This is a genomic window from Streptomyces sp. B8-7, from assembly GCF_058833805.1.
Window position 1 is genome coordinate 410,140 of record NZ_JBYRRL010000004.1, and the last position, 18,797, is coordinate 428,936.

At 65.3% G+C, this 18,797-nt stretch carries 12 protein-coding genes; 3 read left to right on the forward strand and 9 right to left on the reverse strand.

Annotated elements, in window-relative coordinates:
• Positions 1-13: 13 nt before the first annotated feature.
• Positions 14-898, reverse strand: a complete 885-nt coding sequence (locus tag AC5K6T_RS21710; RefSeq protein WP_493204867.1) for an IS982 family transposase — start codon at positions 896-898, stop codon at positions 14-16.
• 58 nt (positions 899-956) lie between these two features.
• A complete protein-coding gene (locus AC5K6T_RS21715; RefSeq protein ID WP_493211421.1) occupies positions 957-1,955 on the reverse strand; it encodes a hypothetical protein in 999 nt (332 codons plus the stop codon).
• A gap of 671 nt (positions 1,956-2,626) precedes the next feature.
• On the opposite strand from AC5K6T_RS21715, the gene AC5K6T_RS21720 reads away from it, so the two are divergent.
• Positions 2,627-3,880, forward strand: a complete 1,254-nt coding sequence (locus AC5K6T_RS21720; RefSeq protein ID WP_493208984.1) for an IS256 family transposase — start codon at positions 2,627-2,629, stop codon at positions 3,878-3,880.
• 7 nt (positions 3,881-3,887) lie between these two features.
• Here the strand turns inward: AC5K6T_RS21720 and AC5K6T_RS21725 are convergent, their stop codons facing one another.
• The 5 genes from AC5K6T_RS21725 to AC5K6T_RS21745 all read right to left on the reverse strand — a co-directional run bounded on the left by AC5K6T_RS21725 (position 3,888) and on the right by AC5K6T_RS21745 (position 13,755).
• Complete coding sequence (locus AC5K6T_RS21725) at positions 3,888-5,408, reverse strand: protein kinase domain-containing protein (RefSeq protein WP_493212167.1); 1,521 nt, start codon at positions 5,406-5,408, stop codon at positions 3,888-3,890.
• Between the two features lie 151 nt (positions 5,409-5,559).
• On the reverse strand, positions 5,560-8,706 hold the full coding sequence (locus AC5K6T_RS21730; protein WP_493211423.1) for a type I restriction endonuclease subunit R: 3,147 nt from the start codon (positions 8,704-8,706) through the stop codon (positions 5,560-5,562).
• The gene (locus tag AC5K6T_RS21735) at positions 8,703-10,013 is read right to left on the reverse strand and encodes a restriction endonuclease subunit S (protein WP_493211425.1); all 1,311 of its coding nucleotides are present in this window, start codon (positions 10,011-10,013) and stop codon (positions 8,703-8,705) included. Before AC5K6T_RS21735 ends, AC5K6T_RS21730 begins: the two co-directional genes overlap by 4 nt.
• Complete coding sequence (locus tag AC5K6T_RS21740) at positions 10,010-11,956, reverse strand: type I restriction-modification system subunit M (RefSeq protein WP_493211427.1); 1,947 nt, start codon at positions 11,954-11,956, stop codon at positions 10,010-10,012. The genes AC5K6T_RS21735 and AC5K6T_RS21740 overlap by 4 nt, the downstream gene beginning before the upstream one ends.
• A gap of 23 nt (positions 11,957-11,979) precedes the next feature.
• Entirely contained in the window at positions 11,980-13,755 is a 1,776-nt protein-coding gene (locus AC5K6T_RS21745; RefSeq protein WP_493211429.1) for an N-6 DNA methylase, read from the reverse strand.
• Positions 13,756-13,839: 84 nt separating this feature from the next.
• On the opposite strand from AC5K6T_RS21745, the gene AC5K6T_RS21750 reads away from it, so the two are divergent.
• Both AC5K6T_RS21750 and AC5K6T_RS21755 read left to right on the forward strand, forming a co-directional pair.
• Positions 13,840-14,142, forward strand: a complete 303-nt coding sequence (locus AC5K6T_RS21750; RefSeq protein ID WP_334645373.1) for a hypothetical protein — start codon at positions 13,840-13,842, stop codon at positions 14,140-14,142.
• 150 nt (positions 14,143-14,292) lie between these two features.
• Entirely contained in the window at positions 14,293-15,987 is a 1,695-nt protein-coding gene (locus AC5K6T_RS21755) for a TIGR04141 family sporadically distributed protein (RefSeq protein WP_493211431.1), read from the forward strand.
• A gap of 100 nt (positions 15,988-16,087) precedes the next feature.
• Here the strand turns inward: AC5K6T_RS21755 and AC5K6T_RS21760 are convergent, their stop codons facing one another.
• Positions 16,088-17,260 (reverse strand): serine hydrolase domain-containing protein, encoded by a 1,173-nt coding sequence (locus tag AC5K6T_RS21760; RefSeq protein ID WP_493211433.1) that lies wholly within the window; start codon positions 17,258-17,260, stop codon positions 16,088-16,090.
• 73 nt (positions 17,261-17,333) lie between these two features.
• Positions 17,334-18,677: an NsdA family TPR-like regulatory protein gene (locus AC5K6T_RS21765; protein ID WP_493211435.1), complete on the reverse strand. Its 1,344-nt coding sequence runs from the start codon at positions 18,675-18,677 to the stop codon at positions 17,334-17,336.
• Positions 18,678-18,797 lie beyond the last annotated feature (120 nt).

Consider the following 18,797-nt stretch of genomic DNA (forward strand, 5'->3'; position numbering starts at 1 on the left):
GAGTCCGATGTCTTCAGTGGTCGTAGGCGATCAGTGATCGTTTGACTGGGGCGCCGGTGGTCCAGTTGTGCCAGATGCCGGCGGCGAGGGCGAGGAGTCGTTGTCCGGTGCGGGCGAAGACTCCGGCCGGGGTTCTGCCACCGTGGTGTTCGAGGCTGAGCTGGCCCTTGAGGGTGTCGATGACGGCTTCGATCCACTGCCGGACCCGGGCGATCTTGCCGTGCCGGACCGGCTCGTCCTTCCGGTCGGGCCGCACGAGGTGGGCTCCGAGGCGCTCGCTGACGAAGGTTTCGAACTCCTTCCCGGCGAAGCCCTTGTCGGCGAGGATCACCTGGCCCTGGCGGACGAGGTGGTGGTCGCGTTCCAGCAGCGCCGCCATCACCTCGCGTTCGCCGATCTTCGGGTTGGCCAGGCACCAGGTGACGGGCATGCCCTCGGCGGTGGTGACCAGGTAGAGGCGCAGGCCCCAGAAGAAACGGGAGTGGCTGCGGCAGTATCCGTAGCTGCCGTGCCCGGCCAGGGCGGAGCGTTTGACGGTCTCGCGGGAGGCCGCGCAGGGCAGCGGGGTGGAGTCGATCAGCCGCAGGTCGTCGTGCCAGGTCGGGACCTGCCGGGCCAGTGCCTCGATCACCTGGCTGATCAGCGGACCTGCGGCGTTCAGGCGCTTGTTGTAGGCGGACTGCTGGGGCAGATAGCGGAACAGGTGCCCCAGCCGGGCGTGGGCGAAGCGGATCCAGTGCCGGGCCGAGGGGAAACCGAGCAGGACCTGGGCGACGGCCAGGCACAGCAGTTCGGCGTCCGTCAGTTTCGGAGGTCGCCCGATCCGGCGACAAGGCGCCACGTGGTCGTCGATGAACACGTACAGTGCCGCAAGAAGGGCGTCCAGGTTTGTCTTCACACACTGACCAACGGGCGCCCTTCGCCATGGTCGCGACCAGCACGGACATCGGACTCATTCATCTAGCGGCGAGCACTCGCAACTCGGCGACAGGCAAGGGCTCACCCGCCCACCGCAGGTCGTGCTCTGCGGGCATCGGCGTTCCGGCCGTGCTCTGCGTCGCGGGAAGGGAGGACAGGAACGCGTCCACCGTCACGTCGGGCAACTCCGCGGCGAAGCAGTCGGCCACTTCCTCGATCGGCACCAGCCCGTCGACCTGTTCCACGAGCCAGGACCACAGGCGGCGCCAGGCTCCGACGGAGTAGTTCCGCAGCACCACTCCGCGCCAGGCGCCGGCCGCGTCGATGCCCCTGGTCACGGGATCGGTGGTCAGGAAGCCGCCGAAAGCGAGCACATGGCCGATGTCGCGAGTGAAGTATCGGACGGGATGTGTGGCGACCACACGAGCGAGAAGTTGAATCGTCTGGCGCCGTGTCGCCGAGCGGGAGCCTGCTTCGGCTGGCGCACCGGGGGCGCACATCAGATTCGCCAGCCACGCCCCGTCAGGATGCTCGCCGCCCATGCACACGCACAGCCGGTCGCCGAAAGAGGTGAGATCATCCACGTTCAGCGTGTCCTCGGCGGCGAGTTCCAGCAGCCCGTCCAGTCCGGCTCGTAGTGCCGCCGCCTCCAGCCGCAGTCCGGGAACCGGCATAGGCCCCGCACCGAGGATGCCGAGCGCGACCTCGGATCCGGCGTACGGTCCCCAGAACCCCCACGAGTTGCGTACGTACCCGTCCTTGCCGGGGACCTCGGCCTCGGACATGGTGACCGTCCCGGAGTGCAGCCGCCGGGCAAGGGCATCGACCCCATGAGCACGCGGCAGCCACTCCAGAGCCTGCGGATGATGCGCGAACGACACGGCAGCCAACGCCACTTCCGCGCGGCGCAGCAGAGTCTGGGCGGCCGAGGCCGTCAGGTTTTCCGCATCGGCTTGCGCCGCGACCAGCCCGTGCAGAGCGTAGTAACGCGCATGCGGGGTCAACGTGGTCACCCCTGGCACCAGGTGATCGACCATGCGCCCCACATGCCGCTCCACCGAGAGCGGATAACGGCCCGCGGCGACGTCAAGCCCCGGACGACTCCACCCTGGCCCCTCTACACGCCCCAAGGCGGTCCCGCGCCCTCCTGGGGTGCCTACCTGCTCAGCCATCGGACCGGAAGGAGCCAACCGGGAACCGGTTGGTGACTCTTACTGCGCACGCGAGCCGACTTCCAGCCGGTGCGGGCGGCACCACCATCGTCGTGCGCCATTCCTTCGCATCTGGCACACCCGTATCGCGCTTCTTCATGCCCTGCTGCCCATCCCCAGTGCCGCCCCAGCGGGCGACTGATCAGTAAGTCTGACGCATCCTCAGCCGCCGTTGGGTGGGCTGGTGGACATCCGCTACGAATCAAGCAGCCGGACTGTCGCTCGATGCCGCAAGTGCCGCGCCGTAGCGTGTGCGGCAGTACACGGGGGAGAGAGCAGGCTTCGTATGCGCAGTCAGCCTCCGCTCAGCAGATACCGCCGTTCTCTCTTTCCGGCATGCTTGTCTGCCGTGCTACCCGCCCTCCCTCATCCTTGAGCAATGCTCAAGACCTGTGGATCGACCCCGGGAGGAACGCGGAGGGCGTACCTTCCCGAATGATCCTTTGATGGTCACCGAGTAGGCCCGCGTTCGCAGCGCGGGTCGGGAAGGCACGCCCGTGCTCAGCGTAGTCAATGCCGATGGTTCGACCGAGTCCGGCTCCCTGATCGACGAGATCGTCCGTGAGGGCGCCCGGCGGATGCTCGCCGCCGCGCTGGAAGCCGAAGTCAACCAGTACATAGCCGAGTTGGCCGCCGAGACGGATGAGGCCGGGCGTCGCCTGGTGGTGCGCAACGGCCGCCACCGGCCCCGCACTGTCACCACCGCGGCCGGTCCCGTCGAGGTCACGGCCCCGCGCGTGAACGACAAGCGGGTGGATGCGGCCACCGGCGAGCGGATGCGGTTCTCCTCGAAGATCCTGCCGCCGTGGTGCCGCAAGTCGCCCAAGGTCAGCGAGGTGCTGCCGCTGCTCTACCTGCATGGACTGTCCTCGGGGGACTTCGTGCCCGCGCTGGAGCAGTTCCTCGGCAGCTCGGCCGGGCTGTCGCCGGCGACCGTGACCCGGCTGACGAAGCAGTGGAGCGACGACCACGCCGCCTTCCAGCAGCGCGACCTCGCCGAGTCCGACTACGTGTACGTGTGGGCGGACGGGGTGCACCCCAAGGTCCGGCTCGGGCAGGCGCACTCCTGCGTCCTGGTGCTGATGGGTGTGCGCCTGGACGGCACCAAGGAACTGATCGCGCTGGCCGAGGGGCTGCGCGAGTCCACCGAGTCGTGGGCCGACCTGCTGCGCGACTGCCGCCGCCGGGGCATGCGCGATCCCGAACTGGTCGTCGGCGACGGCGCGATGGGTCTGTGGAAGGCGCTGGCCGAGGTGTTCCCGGCTGCCCGCCACCAGAGGTGCTGGGTCCACAAGGCCCGCAATGTCACTAACGCCCTGCCGAAGTCCGCACAGCCGGGCGCGACGAAGGCGATGCAGGAGATCTACAACGCCGAGGACCGAACGCACGCCGAGAAGGCGATCGAGGCGTTCGCGCGCACCTACGGCGCCAAGTTCCCCAAGGCCGTCGCGAAGATCACCGACGACCGGGAGGAACTGCTGGCGTTCTACGACTTCCCGGCCGAGCACTGGATCCACCTGCGGACCACCAACCCGATCGAGTCGACCTTCTCCACCGTCAAGCTCCGCACCAAGGTCACCCGCGGGGCAGGCAGCCCGGCCGCGGCCCTCGCGATGGTGTTCAAGCTCGTCGAGTCCGCCCAGGCCCGCTGGCGCGCGGTCACCGGAGCCCACCTCGTCGCCCTGGTCCGCGCGGGCGCCACGTTCGAAAACGGCGTCCTGGTCGAGCGCGCAGAGACCGCCGCTGCCTGATCACGCGTCACCCGAACCACAACTCTTGACAATTGCTCCTCATCCTTTCGATCTGCCTATTGAGGTTGCGGACCTGGGTCGACTCGGGACCGAAGGCATCAGCCAGGAGGGGGCGGATGGCCTCGAGTTCGGTCAATGCCTCGTCAGTACGAGCAGCGGCTGCCAGCATCTGGGCGATGACGAAGCGGGTTTCGAGCACTTCCTCTGGCTCTTTTTGTGGCACTGAGCTCAGGGCGTTCAGAACGTAGAACCTCAGCTGGGGAAGGGCTTTATCGGGCTTGCCGATCTCAGCGTAGGCATGTCCTGCGTGGTAGGCGCAGTCGAGGACATATGCGTCATTTGGTGGCAGATGTCTGCGGTAGTCGCGTCCAACTGTGTCGAAGAGGGAGGCGGCCCGCGTGTATTCCCCAGCGTAGAACAGCGCGGCAGCCAAGAAGTGACGCAGTTGCAGCGCCAGAAACTGATCGTGCCCGGCGCGTTCAAGGCCGTCCTCGAGGAGGTTGATCGCCTCGGACGGCCGGTCATCGTCCAGCAGCACACGAACGTTGTCCCTGAGCCGTTCGAACTCGGCTTCGGTGAGTCTGGTGCGGGAAGACTCTTGGACGCGGCGCTTCGCCGGCGCCAGCAACGGTCGACGAAACGGTCGGGTCGGGTCGCGGCTCTCATCGCTTCCGGCGAGCCCGCTCGCCGTCGAGGTAAGGGGAACAAGCGCTTCGTAAACCACCTCGGCGGACGGTCGTATGCTCGGGTCTTTGGCCAGCATCGACGCCACCAGAGCGTCCACGGATTCCGAGATCTCGGAGCGGCGTGCCCTCACCGACGGCGGAATCGACTGTAGGTGGTGAGCACGGAGCGGAACATCGCTCGAGGCGTGGAAAGGCACATCGCCTGTGAGTAGCTCACACAAGAGGCAACCGAGCGAATAAATGTCGGATGCGGACGTCACCGCTTGGCCGAGACACTGCTCCGGTGACATGTACGCCGGTGTCCCAACGGTCCTGTCAACCTGCGTCAGCCGCGGCAGCGCTCCTGCTCCGCGGAGGATGGCGATACCGAAGTCGAGTACCTTCACCAAGCCGCCGTCGACGAGCATCACGTTGGCCGGCTTGATGTCACGGTGGACGATGTCGACCCGATGGACGTCGGCCAGCACAGCTGCGATCTGTGCCGCGATCGCAGCGGCCCAATTCAGGCTCGGAGGCGACTCCCCGTAGTCCGTGTGATCGAGTGTTGCCTCCAATGTGGAGCCACGTAGCAGCTGCATGACAAGCCACAGTTGCGTGGTGCCGTCCGACGCTGCTTCGACGCCTGTGTCATAAACAGCTGGGGTACCGGGATGCTCCAACTGGGCGGTGGTACGAATCTCGCGCAGGAACCGTTTGCGATCTCGCTCCAGCGCATCGAGGATTTCGACTGCCTCCGGACTGTCCGGCGCGGCGGGAACGGAGCCTGGAGAGGGGGGACGCAAGAGCTTGATCGCCACCCGCCGGTCCAGACGTTCGTCGTAGCCGTGAAAGACCTCGCTCATACCGCCACGGCCAAGCGACCCGTCCACTCGGTATCGCCCGGCAAACAGCCGTCTTGCGGCCGGTCGCGCCGTCTCTTCCGTCACGCTCCGCCCCTCCCAAGGAGTGGGATTTGCCCCGTTAATTCGCCTGGGGGTCTACTTGCTGGGGTGATCATTGGTCGCGCGCCTGTCCGCCGGTCTCCCGGTTCATCTCGGCGCGCAGTCGTGCTAGGGCCTCGTCGCGAACGGGTTCCGTGATGATGCGGTAGGCGCGCTTCCGAGCTGCTTCCTTGATCGCCTTGCGAAACTCGTTGTTGTCGAAGTACAGCTTCACGAAATCGGTATTGCGTTCGGCGTTCTCGGCGACGATGTCGTCGAGTCGGTCATCGGCCACCTGCCCGAAACGGGCTTCGTCGTTCATGAGGGCGATCTGTTGCATGCCCGTGTCCTCGACCAGGCCGACGACCTGTTGGTAGACGAGGATCTGGTCGGAAGTGCCGAGGTCCAGCCCGAACCGGTCGTTCAGCTCTTCAATGATTTCCGACAAGGGCTTCGTCTCCGGCTCCCGGAAGCCGCCGCCATCAGCGGCATGCCCGCGCACGTCTCGGTCGCCTACGGCCGTCAGCGAGACGTTGTGCCGCCCTGTGAACTCCAGCCGGAAGTGACTCAGGTCCGCATCGCCTATGTCGACCGACGTCGATGGCCTCCCAGGCAGCCGGATGAGCAGGACCCTCCCGTACTGGTAGAGCCGCTCCAGGTCCTTATCGCCCCAGTCGACGATCTGGGCGATGAGGCTGTAGGCACGGACGTAGTTCTGCAGAGCGGACCGGAACCCTTCCCTTTCGTCCTCGGAGTCGAGGGCGACGAAGCGGTCAATCGCTGGCTTGAGGTACTCGTGCAGTTCGGCATGCAGCTTGCGCTCAGCGGCCTCCGGCATCCGACCGGGCCCGGCCTGGGCCAGGACCCTGATGAATGCCTCCATTTCGGAGGCGACCAGCAGCGCGTATTCCATCACTTCCCGCTGCTTAGTGTAGAGCAGGTTCGGATCGCTCGGTTCTGTGATCGTCGTCTCGAACCAGTCCTCGAATGCAGCCTGGATGTCGGCAGCCTCATTGACGAAGTCCAGGATGTGTACGTCGTCCTGCGACTTCATCGCATGGATCCGGTTGAGCCGGGAGAGCGTCTGCACGGCGGCAACCCCGGTCAGCGGCTTGTCTACGTACATCCCGCACAGCAACGGTTGGTCGAAGCCGGTCTGGTACTTCTCCGCGACGACTAGCAGTTGGTACTCATCCTGGTCACGTGCGACTACCTGTGGGTCATCCGCCTTGGTGTAGCCGAACCGGTCCGGCAGCTGGCTCTCCGGGAAGCCGTTGAGCTGCGCTTCGGTGAACTCCAGACCTGCCACCTCGTCCTTGAGCTGACCCGAGAAGGCGACAAGCGTCCCGCAGTCGGTGAAGCCGCACAGGGCGACGTAGTTGCGGATCGCCTGGTACAGGTCGAGTGCATGCTGCCGGCTGCCGGTGACGACCATCGCCTTGGCGCGGCCCCCAAGCCGTCCGGCGATGTTCTCGCGGAAGTCGTCGACGATCAGCTTCGCTTTCTGCTCCAGCGATTTCGGGTGCTGCTCGGCGAAGCGGACCAGCTTCGCCTTTGCCTTTGCTTCGTCGACGTCAGGGTTGGAGATGCGCGATTCCACCTGTTCAACGGCCGCGTTACGCAGCCGCCATTTGGTGTCGTACGTGATGTAGTTGGCCAGCACGTCGAGGATGTAGCCCTCGTCGATAGCTTGCCGCATGGAGTAGATGTGAAAGGGCACGTGCATGCCCTGCTCACCGGTGCGCGGGTTCACCCGCTCCGAGTCGAAGGTGCCGAACAGCTTCAGTGTCGGCGACTTGGGGGTGGCGGTGAAGGCGAAGTACGACAGGTTCGGCTGCTTGCCACGAACGCGCGTCATGTACTCCGCGTCGTCCTCGTCTGCCTCCCGCGGTTGTGCATTGGCTCCGAGCGCCTGCTTGAGCAGGATCGCCGACTCTCCGCCCTGCGACGAGTGAGCCTCGTCGATGATGACCGCGTAGCGCTTGCCAGCCAGTCCCATTTCGGCGATCTTCTTCAGCACGAACGGGTACATCTGTAGCGTACTGATGACAATCTTCGACGTGGAGTCATCGAGCGCCTTGGCCAGCTGGGTCGAGTCCTCGTCGATCTTCTTGACGACGCCGGGCGTGTGATCGAACTGGAAGATTGTCTTCTGTAGCTGCCTGTCGAGAACAATGCGGTCCGTGATCACGATCGTCTTGTGGAAGACCGGCTGGTTGCTGGCGTCGAAGAGGTTGGAGAGGCGGTGCGACAGCCAGGCGATGGTGTTCGACTTACCCGAGCCGGCTGAGTGCTGGACCAGATAGTTGTGCCCTGCGCCGTTCGCCTGTGCGTGCGCCACCATCTTCTGCACCGCGTCCCACTGGTGGTAGCGCGGAAAAATACGGGAAGAGGTGTGCGGGTTCGCCTTCGCACCTTTCTTGTCTGGCGCCTTGACGTGGACGAAACGATGCAGGATCTCCAGCCAGTTGTCGCGCTGCCAGATCTGTTCCCAGAGATAGGCGACGCTGTAGGAGCCTGGGGCGGCTGGGGGGTTTCCGGCGCCCCCGGACACCCCTGGACCATTGGAGCCGATGTTGAACGGCAGAAACTCCGTATCACGGCCGCGCAGACGGGTGGCGATGAAGGCGCGATCCGGATCCACTGCGAAGTGGACGAGAGCCCGCTTGGCGAAGAACACCTCATTCGGGTCGCGGCGGCGGTACTGAGCGATGGCGTGGTCGGTGTTCTGGCGAGTGTTCGGGTTCTTCAGCTCAACGGTGGCTACGGGAAGGCCGTTGACGAAGAAAGCCATGTCGAGCGATAGAAGGGGGTCTCGCGCGCTGTAGTGCAACTGCCGCGCGACTGTCAGCACGTTCGCGTTGTACTCGGCGAGTGCGTCGGCAGCCAGGGTGTGGCCGGGCCGGAAGTAGGCCAGGTCAATCTGTACCCCTCGGTCGCGTACGCCTTGGCGCAACACGTCGAGAACGCCGCGCGCGTCAATCTCGGTGGCGAGGCGCTGTGCGAACTGCCGCTGCGTAGTGGACTGGTCACCACCGTACAGCTCGATGAGTCGGTCCCAGCTCTTCTGCTGTGTGGCGCCGATGAATCGGTACAACTCGCCGGTGTCGATGCCAAGCTCGGCGTTGAATGTACCCTGCGCCGACGACCAGCCGCGCGTGAGTAGCTCGGCCTCGACACGGGACTCGAAGATGGACTCGGTATGGGCCCCAGGCGTCATACGGCACTCCCATGCAGAGACCGTCCGCTCGCGGTCGTGATGTCGAATTGGCCGGTTACGGCGGCGGTGATCAGGGCTTGGCGACGTTCAGTCAGGGTTGCGGCGAACGACTCCAACTTCGACTTGAGTCTTTCTTGGCCAGCTGTTTCGCTGACGATCTGTTTGACGATCTGGGCCTGTTCGTCTCGAGGCGGTACGGGAGCGCTCAACGCCAAAAAGGACTCTGGGTATAGGCGCAACCTGGAAGTCCAGACCCCCTTGGAGAACCTCGTCATCTCGGTCACGTACTCCGGGGTTCGGACCAAGAAATCAAGGTACTGGGCATCCATTACGTCCGAGGTAATTCGGTAGATGCCATAAGCGGGGCTGAGGATTCCCGGATATCGGGATACGCCAAGAGCGCCCATCCATGCCCAAAGTGTGTTGATGACGAGGTCCCCGGGCTGACAGCGCTTGTATCCAACCATGCTTTCCGCCAAGAACATGTTGACGTCCTTCTCGGACCGAGGTGTAACACCGGTCAGATGGGAGACGGAGAGAAGCTCCTCCCCTCCCGTATCCGACAGGTCCATAACCTCGCGCATGAATGTCTTGTTGCGCGCCAGGCGCCAGGCCGACGGGATCAGACCGATCGGGCCGATGGAAGAATCGCGCTTATCTCCTTCGCGATCTCGGCCATAAACAAGGTGCGAGGTCACGGCGACTCGCCGCTCTCCGATAACTTCGATCATCCGAAGTTGATCGCACGACAATCGATCGATCCGGGCCGTCTCGACGTCGAGAAAATGAGCGATGCGGCGCTGTTCGTCTAGAGGTGGAACCGCGATTGGCGCCCCTGCAAGACGTTCGCGATTCAACTCAATCTGGTTGGTAGCGCCGACAATCAAGGCCGAGTACATGTAGCCTTGGAAGGCTGTTGAACTAAGCCAGTAATACAGGTACCGGGGATCGATGATATTCCGATCGGCGCGCGCAACAGTCACGTGCCCATCAGCGACGCATGCAAGGTTGTTCGGCTCATCGAAAAAATAGCCCACACGTCCCAACGTGCCGGTTCCTGTTGAATTGATCAGCACGTCGTCTGGAACGAGATACCCCCTCAGTTTCTGGGGGTTTCCCTCATGGTTGTGGAAGCGTGTTCGTTCCCAGTCGATACCGGTTGCCTGATTGGCGGCCTGGCTAACGGCTCGAACCGGACCGTCATCGACATAGTCAGGTGCCGTGCCTCGATTAAGGAACGTCGTTGCGAACTTGAGCGGTGACCAGGACCACGATTCCGGCAACGTCATATCAAGCCCTGTACTCACCCTGTCACCTCACCAAGCAGCTTCTGAATCTGGACCTCAAGGTCACGCAGTTCGGCATCAATGCCCGCCAACGGCCGCGGCGGCGCGTATACGTAGAAGTGACGCGTGAACGGAATCTCGTAGCCGACCTTCGTCTTGTCGTAGTCGATCCACGCATCCGGGACGTGCGGGGTGACCTCGCGGGCCAAGTAGGCGTCGATGTCCTCATCGAGCGGGACGTTCTCGTAGTCACGCAGGTCCGGATCTGGCAGCACGGACCCATCCTTCGCCTTTTGTACTTCGCCTTCGGGGTCGGACACCGAGACCGCACTCCAAAGGCCCTTCAATAGAGGTGCCTTGCTCGGCCAGGCCGCGCCGGTCTCCGCAACGGCCGCATACAGGGCATCCGTCGCGTCCTGCTTCGTCCACCACACCGAGCCAACGGACGGGCGCAGGGCTTCCACCAGTGCATCGCGTCCCTCCCACTTGGCGAGCGCCTTCGAGTTCTCCAGCGTGTCCAGGGTGTCCTCGGTGATCTCGAAGCGCAGCTTGAGTGGGCGCTCGACGGTGATGCGGCGGTAGCCGAAGTCGCGAGTGCCGAAGATCTTCACCTTGCCGTGATCCGGGTGCTGGGCGTCAGCGGCCACCTTGACCGCATCCACGTACAGCTCGGTGATGTGGTTGATTTGCGCGTCGGTGATCTGCTTGCGCTTGTCTCCGAGGGACCTGCGCATCTTCTCCCACTGGTCGCGGGCATCGAGCAGAATCACCTTGCCGGCAAGCTCCTTGGGTTTCCGGTTGGACAGGATCCAGAAGTACGTCGAGATACCGGTGTTGTAGAACAGTTGGTCCGGCAGGGCGACAATGCCCTCAAGCCAGTCGTTCTCCAGGATCCACTGGCGAATGCGTGACTCGCCGGACTCGGCACCACCCGTGAACAGCGGAGAACCATTGAAGACAATCGCCAGCCGGGCGCCCTTGCCCTCGATCGGCTCCATCTTCGAGATCATGTGCTGGAGGAACAGGAAAGAGCCGTCGTTGATGCGAGGTGTGCCGACGCCGAAACGGCCAGCGTGACCGAGTTCCGCCTCAGCCTCTACCTCATCCTTGACCTTCTTCCACTCCACGCCGAAGGGCGGGTTGGCCAACATGTAGTCGAACTTCTGGTCCGGGTGGCCGTCGTCGCTGAAAGAGTTGCCGTAGTGGATGCGACCGCGCTGGTTGCGCATGAGCATGTCTGACTGGCAGACCGCCCATGACTCGGCGTTGACCTCCTGGCCGAACAGGTACACCTCGGCCTTGGGGTTGATCGACTTGATGTGGTCCTCGGCCGCGGTCAGCATGCCGCCGGTTCCGCAGGCCGGGTCCAGGATGTTGATGACCTGGCCCTCGCCGGCGACTGTGTCGGCGTCCGGGGCGATCAACAGGTTCACCATCAGCTTGATGACTTCGCGCGGGGTGAAGTGCTCACCGGCGGTCTCGTTGGAGTCTTCGGCGAACCTGCGGATCAGATGCTCGAAGACGTAGCCCATGTCGTGGTTGGACAGCTTGTCGAGGTCGCGCATCTCGGCGAACCTGCCGACGACCTTATAAAGGATCTTCGCGCTTGCCAGTCTGGTGATCTCGTTGTCCAGATCGAAGCGGGCCAGGATCCTGCGCACGTTCGGCGAGAAGCCGTTGATGTAGTCGCGCAGGTTCTTAGCGGTGCTCGGTGCGTCTGCGGCGATTGTTGTGAAGTCCTGGTCGGAGGTGTTGTAGAACGGCAGCTTGGCTGCGATCTCCAGCAAGCGCTCCTTGTTCTGGACGTCGAGCGAGGCGTCTCGCTTGCGGACGACTTCCCGCGTTGGTGCCATCACGGCGTCGAGGCGGCGCAGAAGTGTGAACGGCAGGATCACCTGTCCGTACTCATGGCGCTTGTAGTCGCCGCGCAGGAGATCGGCGACCGACCAGATGTCGCTTGCCATCTTGGAGTGCGTGGGTCCGGATGTCACAGCTTGCTCGTCTCACCTTCGGTTGTGTGGAGGGCATCAGTGTTCTTCAGCGAGGACCGGTCCGGGGCCAGAACGCCGACAGTCAGACCATGAATGGTTTGGTCGATCACGTTCGCGCTGACCCTTGACAGCGCCGACAGCGCCTCCTGTAGCTCCTGCAAGCGGCGGAACGCGTCGCCGTAGCGTCGCTGTTCAGCCAGAGGTATACGGGGGATGCGGCACCGACGCAGGTCGTCGCGGCTGAGTACGCCGAGTGTGTTGGTCAACGGCACTGAGTTGGCGTCGGTCTGCAGGAAGGTAGCGACGAAGTGTGCGTCCAGGCGGTCCGCATCCAATTCCACAACCTGTGCGATACCGAGTCCGTCTTGCTCCGTACCAGTCGCGACAACTGGTGGCCGACCAAGGGTCCTCACGAGCAGGTCTCCGGTTCGGGGAGAGGTGTCACGAGAGTGAATCGTCAGTGCTCCCACACGTTCCAGTTCGCCAATGGTGACATGGGCGTGGACGGGTGGCGACGCGGTGGCGGCAAAGGATGGCATGCCACGTCGGCCTACCTCGGAGTAGAGAGTCCGCAACCGATCGGTCATACGAACGAGGTCGTCGGCCCCAGCTTCAACCCGCGCGGCAACGTAGCGGGAAGGCCGCAGATCGACGTCACCGTCGAGTAGCTCCAGCCGGGGAACGGCACGGGAGACGCTCGGGTCAGCATCGGTGAAGAGCTCCTCCCAGGCTGCGTGTTCGTAGGGAACATCGGCTGCATCGCCCAACCTAGATAGGTCGATCATGCGCACAACCGCAGGGGCCGCTGAGTCGTAGGGGCGTTGCAGAACCCAGAGGTATACGTCGGTGCTGGGCAACGACCCCATTGCCTTGGGCAGTGCGATCACGTCCCGCAGGACGCCGGAGCGCACCAGTCCTGCCCGGATGTCACGTCCGGACGGCTGGATGCAGGTACGTGGCGAGACAGCAACGACGGCCACACCGAGCGGGCGCAGGTGCGCGTAGCAGTGCTGCAACCAGGCCAGTTCGCCGTCGCGTGGTGCTGGGGTACCGAACTTCCAGCGTGGATCCGTAGCGAGCTCCTCCGACGGCCACTGCGGGATGTCGAAAGGGGGCTCGCAGATAACGGCTCTGGCTACGCCCAGATAGGCACCGAGGCGGTTGTCCAGCAGGGAGTCTCCGGTTTGGATCTCGTATGGCACACCCCGAGCGCTGTGACGCAAGCTCAATGCCGCAGCTGAGGCCGCCGATTCCTCAATCTCCTGACCGACAAGCTTGACGTGGTCTCCGAAGCGGTCGGCAACGGCTGTTAGCGCTGTCGCGTCGGAGCACGCGGGATCGAGCACGATGTGCGCGTCGGCGTTGTTGACGTCCACGGGTTCTTCGCTGGCCGTCGAACGCGGTAGGAGCGACACCATCACCCTGGCCAGCAACTGTCCCGAGGTTAGGTCGGCGATGGCTCGCTCCTGGGGCACTTGCTGAACATGTCCCGCCAGTTCGTCGCCCTCACCTTCCGGCGACTGCGCGGCACCGTCGATGCGTTGGGTGCCGGTCTCGGTTTGGCCCGCCGTAGTCAACTGGTCTGCCTTACCTGTCGACTTCAGCCATGCCTCGATCGCGGCCCGAGAGAATTTCGGGCTGCCCGGGCTACCGCCGACAGGCTTCGGAAATTCCGGATAACGGCGCCGCCAGTTCGACACGGCGGCACGGCTGACGCCGGCCAGGCGTGCGATCGCGGCCGCTGTCATCTCATCGCGCTCGTCCGGGCTCATGGGGCAACCATAGCGGCACACCTTCGCGACGGCAAGCATGTGTGAACACTGTTGACAACTGGCACCTGTGTACACATCCTGAGAGTGCGGACCCGCAGGGACCACTCGAAGACACAGGAGGCCCTCGTGCACCACCAGCGCATAGCCCGCGTCATGCACCGAGCCCATCCGCCTCGCCCTCAGCGGCAGATTTCCTGCGGCAAGGTCTGGTTCGCCGACCGGATCGCGGCGGATCTGGTTCTCGCCGTCATCCGGTCGCGTGGCGAGGCCCGCGCCAAGGAGCCGGTGCGGTCGTACCACTGCTCGCGCTGCCATGGCTGGCACCTGACCTCCGCCCCGCCGCGCCGTGATCACTCCGCAGCGCCGAAGGTCACTCGCAGTCACTGATCCAGCGCTCCGCCCTCGCATTCCCGAAGAGCTCGACCCTGCCTTGAGCCATCGCAGCAATCGCGTTGCACTGCGCAAGGCGCCGCCCCGGACCGGCAGGGCTCTCCATACCCATACGTCTTCATCACCGCCCACCCAGGGAGTGGCGCCATGGCAGCCAGCACATCCAGTACTTCCAAGCGGACCCTCTACAGGCTCAGGAGTGTCGCTCCGACCGTTGACGCGATGTTCGACGCCCTGGACCTCAACCAGTTGGAGAGGGTCCACGCGGATTTCGACTTCCCCGAGAACCTCGGTGTGCCGACGGTCCTGGTCACCGGCAGCTTCGAGCAGCCCGTCGCGAGCTGGTGCGACGAGATCTTCCGTACGACGGGCATCGAGGTGTCGCGGCCGGTCAACCGCTCGGCCGGACTGCTGATGCTCGCCGTCGACGGCGAGGTGTACGCCATCGGCTACGACCAGGGCTTCCGCCTGGTGCCCGACAAGCTGAAAGACCACCGCTTCGGGCTGAGCTTCGCGTCCCGCCGGGTGGACCCCGGGAAGATCCGGGACCTGGTGTCGCACACCCCGGGCGGAGGGCGCACCGACATCACCCTGATCCCGAGCGGGGCCTCGGTGTGGAGCCTGGGCATCGTCGAGCACGCCCAGATCGTGCGCCGCCTCGGCGGCCACCTGGACGACATCCCACTCACCATCTCCCGGGACAACCCGGCGAAGATCTCCAGCGCCGAGGGCGGTGCCGGTCTGCGCTTGCGGCTCGGTGTGGAGGGCGCCGACCTGATTGCCGACATCCGTGCGATCGCCCGTGTGCTGCGCGAGGAGAAGCCGAGCCCGGAGCTGGAGTTCGTCGAGCACGTCGTGCCCGTCGATGATCCCGGTCTTCTTACCCGCCTGGAGGCCGTCCTCGACGACCTCCTGGGGCGGGAGCCCGACGGGAGCATCAGCGCCGCCGTCCCCGCCGATCACTGGGACGACTACACGGCGGCCTTGGCGTTCAGGGCCAGGATCAACAGCGACGCGGCCGGTCGGTCGACCGACGACTTCGACCTCGACTACGTCCTCTGCCGGGCCCGCATCCAGCGTGCCGGCAGACGCGTGGCTGCACTCCGGGAAGGAATCGTCACCCTCTACCGGCACAGCCGCGCCGACCGAGTCGACGAGATCTGGACGTCTAGCGCGCTCCGGTGGATCGAGGCGGAAGCATCCCTCGACTCCCACCGGTTCTTCCTGATGGACGAGCACTGGTACGAGATCGACCAGGAGTATCTGAAGACGATCCGCTCACACGCCGAACGGCTGATCACCGACTCCCCGTCCGTCGACCTGCCCCCGTGGGTCCTCGGAGAGAAGGAGCGCACCTACAACGAGTCCGTGCCGGACCAGCGGCCCGGGTACGTCTGCTTCGACCGCGACAACGTCCAGACCGCGCTGCACCGCGGGAACGGCGTGGAGATCTGCGACCTGCTGAGCCCCGACAACGCCCTGGTCATGGTGAAGCGCGCCAAGGGCTCCGACACGCTGAGCCATCTCTTCAGCCAGGCGCTCGTCGCCGTACAGACGCTGCGGAACTCCCCGGAGGGGAGGGAGCGGTTCGCCGAGAAGGTGGCCGAGGCCCGCAAGGGGCGCGGCCTGCCGGAAGGCTTCCGGCCCTCGAAGGTCGTCTTCGCGATCCTGCTGAAGGACGGCACCGACCTCACGGCCGACACCCTGTTCCCGTTCTCGCAGGTCACCCTGGTACAGACGGCTAGGACGCTCGAAGCGTGGGGTGTTCAGGTCGAGGTCGTCGGCATCGCCTCCACTCCGTCGACCGTCACCTCGACCGGGATCCGGCGGTTGGCGGCGTAGCCGCCTCGCACCGTAACGACGTACACCGAGGTTGCTGGCGTGCCGTTCCGGATCTCGGGGTGACTGTGATACTGGACAAGGGCCACAGCAGCGCCAGCTGTTACACCAGCGACTTTCGCACTGCATCGACCAGTGACGTCGCACGCAGGTCGGTGGGTCCTCCAATGATGTTGTTCATCGCATAGCCGAAGGCGATGCCGTGCTCGGGGTCGGCGAAACCGAGTGAGCCGCCTCTGCCTGTGTGACCGAAGGAGTTCGGCCCGATCATGGGGTTGGTCTCGGTAGGCAGCATGTACCCGGAGCTGAACCGGCTCGTGATCAGCATCACCTGGTCCTTCCCGCTAGCCTGCTCCTTGGTCGCCGAAGCAAGGGTCTCCGAGGTCAGCAGGCGCACGCCATCCACCTTGCCGATCAGCGCGGCGTACATGCGCGCCAGCCCGTGTGCGGTGCCGATGCCGTTGGAGGCCGGGAGTTCCGCAGCCTGCACCCCGGGCGAGTCGAAGTCGATTGCGGCGGGGTCGGTGACCGCGTACGCCCTGTTGCTGAACGAGTTTGGGTCCCGCCACGCGGCAACCTGCTCGCGGAGTTCCTCGGGAACCGACTCGGCGGGCACAGTGGTGAGGTCGACGGCCGGTCGCTGATACACCATGCGGCTGACCCGGTCGCGTTGATCCGCCGGCAGTCCGATGAAGAAGTCCAGTCCGAGGGGGGCGGCAATCTCGTCGGCGAAGAAGCGGCCCGGTGTCCGGCCGGATACCCGGCGGATCACCTCGCCGACGAGCCAGCCCCAGGTCCGACCGTGGTATCCGTGAGCCGTGCCTGGAGTCCACTGGGGACGCTGAGCGGCCAGTGCGGCCGCCATCGGGTGCCAGGCCAACGCCTCGTTCAGCGGCACCGGTTGGTCCAGCGTGATCAAACCGGCCTGGTGGGACAGCAGCCAGCACACCGGGATGTCCGCCTTGCCGTTCGCGGCGAACTCCGGCCAGTACTTCGCCACCGGCGCGTCCAGGTCCAGCGCCCCGCGCTCGGCCAGCATGTGTGCCGCGGTCGCGGTCGCCCCCTTGGTCGCCGAGTAGACGAGTTGCAGGGTGTCCGGTGTCCACGGCCGACCGGTTTCGGGGTCGGCGACGCCTCCCCACAGGTCCACCACCGGTCGGCCATGCTGGTACACGCACACTGCTGCGCCGATGTCCCCGTACTCGGAGAAGTTCGCCGCGAATGCCTCACGTACCAGTTCGAACCCAGCCGCGACCTCACCGTCGATCGTCGTCATACCGTCCATCCTGGCATTGCGACCGCCCGCTCCGCGGGGGCGGGATCACCTTCGGAGTCCGGGACGGCGGCGGTCACGCCGCGACGGGCACGGCCTGAAGGCGCTCACGGAACTCACGGACAGCGGGGACGGACTTGCGCGGTTCGAGGTGTGCGGAGAACTCCTTCAAGCGGTCCAGCGCCCGTACGGAACTGACACTGCTCTCCAGGAGTTCCGTGCCGTAGTTCGCGGCGTCGAGCGCCCCGTCCAGGTCACCGCCGGCGAGCCGGGCCTCGGCCAGGCGGCTGGAGCGTACGGCCTTGTCCCGAGGAGCCGCGCTCTTCACGGAGGTCTCCAGGGAGCCGGTCGCGCGCTCCACCTGTCCGGACCGCAGCAGGACCTTGCCTTCTGTGGACTTCAGCTGTGCCTCGCCGAACCAGTTGAGCCAGTCCGGGTTTTCCTCTGTCGCGTGGTGCTCCCAGTGGGACACGGCGCGGTTGAGCGCTGCTCCGGCCTTCGCGTGGTCGCCGTCGCGGGAAAGCGCCTCGGCCTTGTGCAGGTAGAGGAAGGACTGGGTGTACGGCGACAGCGTGCGAGGGGCGTTGTCGATGGCGGTCGAGATGAGGTCGACGCGCTCGGCGGTCCGTCCGGCCTCGGAGACGTGAACGCCCATCTCCGCGAGGATGAAGGCACCGAACGCGTCGTCGCCAGCGGTACGGGCGCTGCGCAGGGCCCCGACGTAGTAGCGCTGGCCGACGGAGCGCAGCCCCGCGTCGTAGGCCATCCAGCCGGTCAGGTGCGACACCCGGGCTGCCAGGGCGTAGAGACGGATTCGGATGCCCTCCGTGTACCTGCCGGTACTCAGGAGACCAGTGACGAGGGCGAGATCGCCGCGCGCCTGCTCCAGGAGCGTGGCGCCGCCGAGTTGGTCGTCGAGGGTGCGCAGCGTGCTGATGCGCTGCTCGATCGTCGAGACCATCGTGTCCGTGACTTGATCCCCGCCCAGGGCCGAGGCGAAGGCGGACGGCGCGTCCACCCAGCTCGCCGCGAGACCCGTCAGGGCGGCGCCGGTGATGGTGAGAAAGCCCCGGCGGTCCATGCGGCCACTCCCCACGAGTTCGGACAACGCCTCAACGGTACCGGCCTCGGTCCACGGGGCGGTGAGCCCCGTGACCTCCCAGACCGGCAGCCACCGGGGCCAACCTTCCTTCCGCGCCTGCTCGTACGGGACGCGCAGCAAGTCGGCGAGGACGCACTGAGCGTCCGCATCCGGCTCCTGCCCCTGCTCCCACTTCCACACGGTCGTCCGGTTGGTCGCGAGCGGGATTCCGAGCGACCGCCCGTGCGCCTGCATGAGCCGGGCGAACTCGGCCTTCCCCCATCCACGCGTCTGGCGGAGGAAGCTCAGCGGGTGGACTGCCAACGGCTCACCAGGCATGTCATCACTCCCGTCATCCCCTCAAGGAGTAGTGGGGAGGCTACTTCGCGTGGCCGCATACGGGGAGGGCGTCCCCATGAGGAACCCCCTAGAAACGTTCCGCCTTGCTGTCAGGGGCCG

What these genes read in the sequence shown, in the direction of transcription:
- AC5K6T_RS21715 (WP_493211421.1), bottom strand. Translation starts at nt 1,955, where the DNA reads ATGGTCGATCACCTGGTGCCAGGGGTGACCACGTTGACCCCGCATGCG.
- AC5K6T_RS21725 (WP_493212167.1), bottom strand. Translation starts at nt 5,408, where the DNA reads ATGAGCGAGGTCTTTCACGGCTACGACGAACGTCTGGACCGGCGGGTG.
- AC5K6T_RS21730 (WP_493211423.1), bottom strand. Translation starts at nt 8,706, where the DNA reads ATGACGCCTGGGGCCCATACCGAGTCCATCTTCGAGTCCCGTGTCGAG.
- AC5K6T_RS21740 (WP_493211427.1), bottom strand. Translation starts at nt 11,956, where the DNA reads ATGGCAAGCGACATCTGGTCGGTCGCCGATCTCCTGCGCGGCGACTAC.
- AC5K6T_RS21745 (WP_493211429.1), bottom strand. Translation starts at nt 13,755, where the DNA reads ATGAGCCCGGACGAGCGCGATGAGATGACAGCGGCCGCGATCGCACGC.
- AC5K6T_RS21755 (WP_493211431.1), top strand. Translation starts at nt 14,293, where the DNA reads ATGGCAGCCAGCACATCCAGTACTTCCAAGCGGACCCTCTACAGGCTC.
- AC5K6T_RS21760 (WP_493211433.1), bottom strand. Translation starts at nt 17,260, where the DNA reads ATGACGACGATCGACGGTGAGGTCGCGGCTGGGTTCGAACTGGTACGT.
- AC5K6T_RS21765 (WP_493211435.1), bottom strand. Translation starts at nt 18,677, where the DNA reads ATGCCTGGTGAGCCGTTGGCAGTCCACCCGCTGAGCTTCCTCCGCCAG.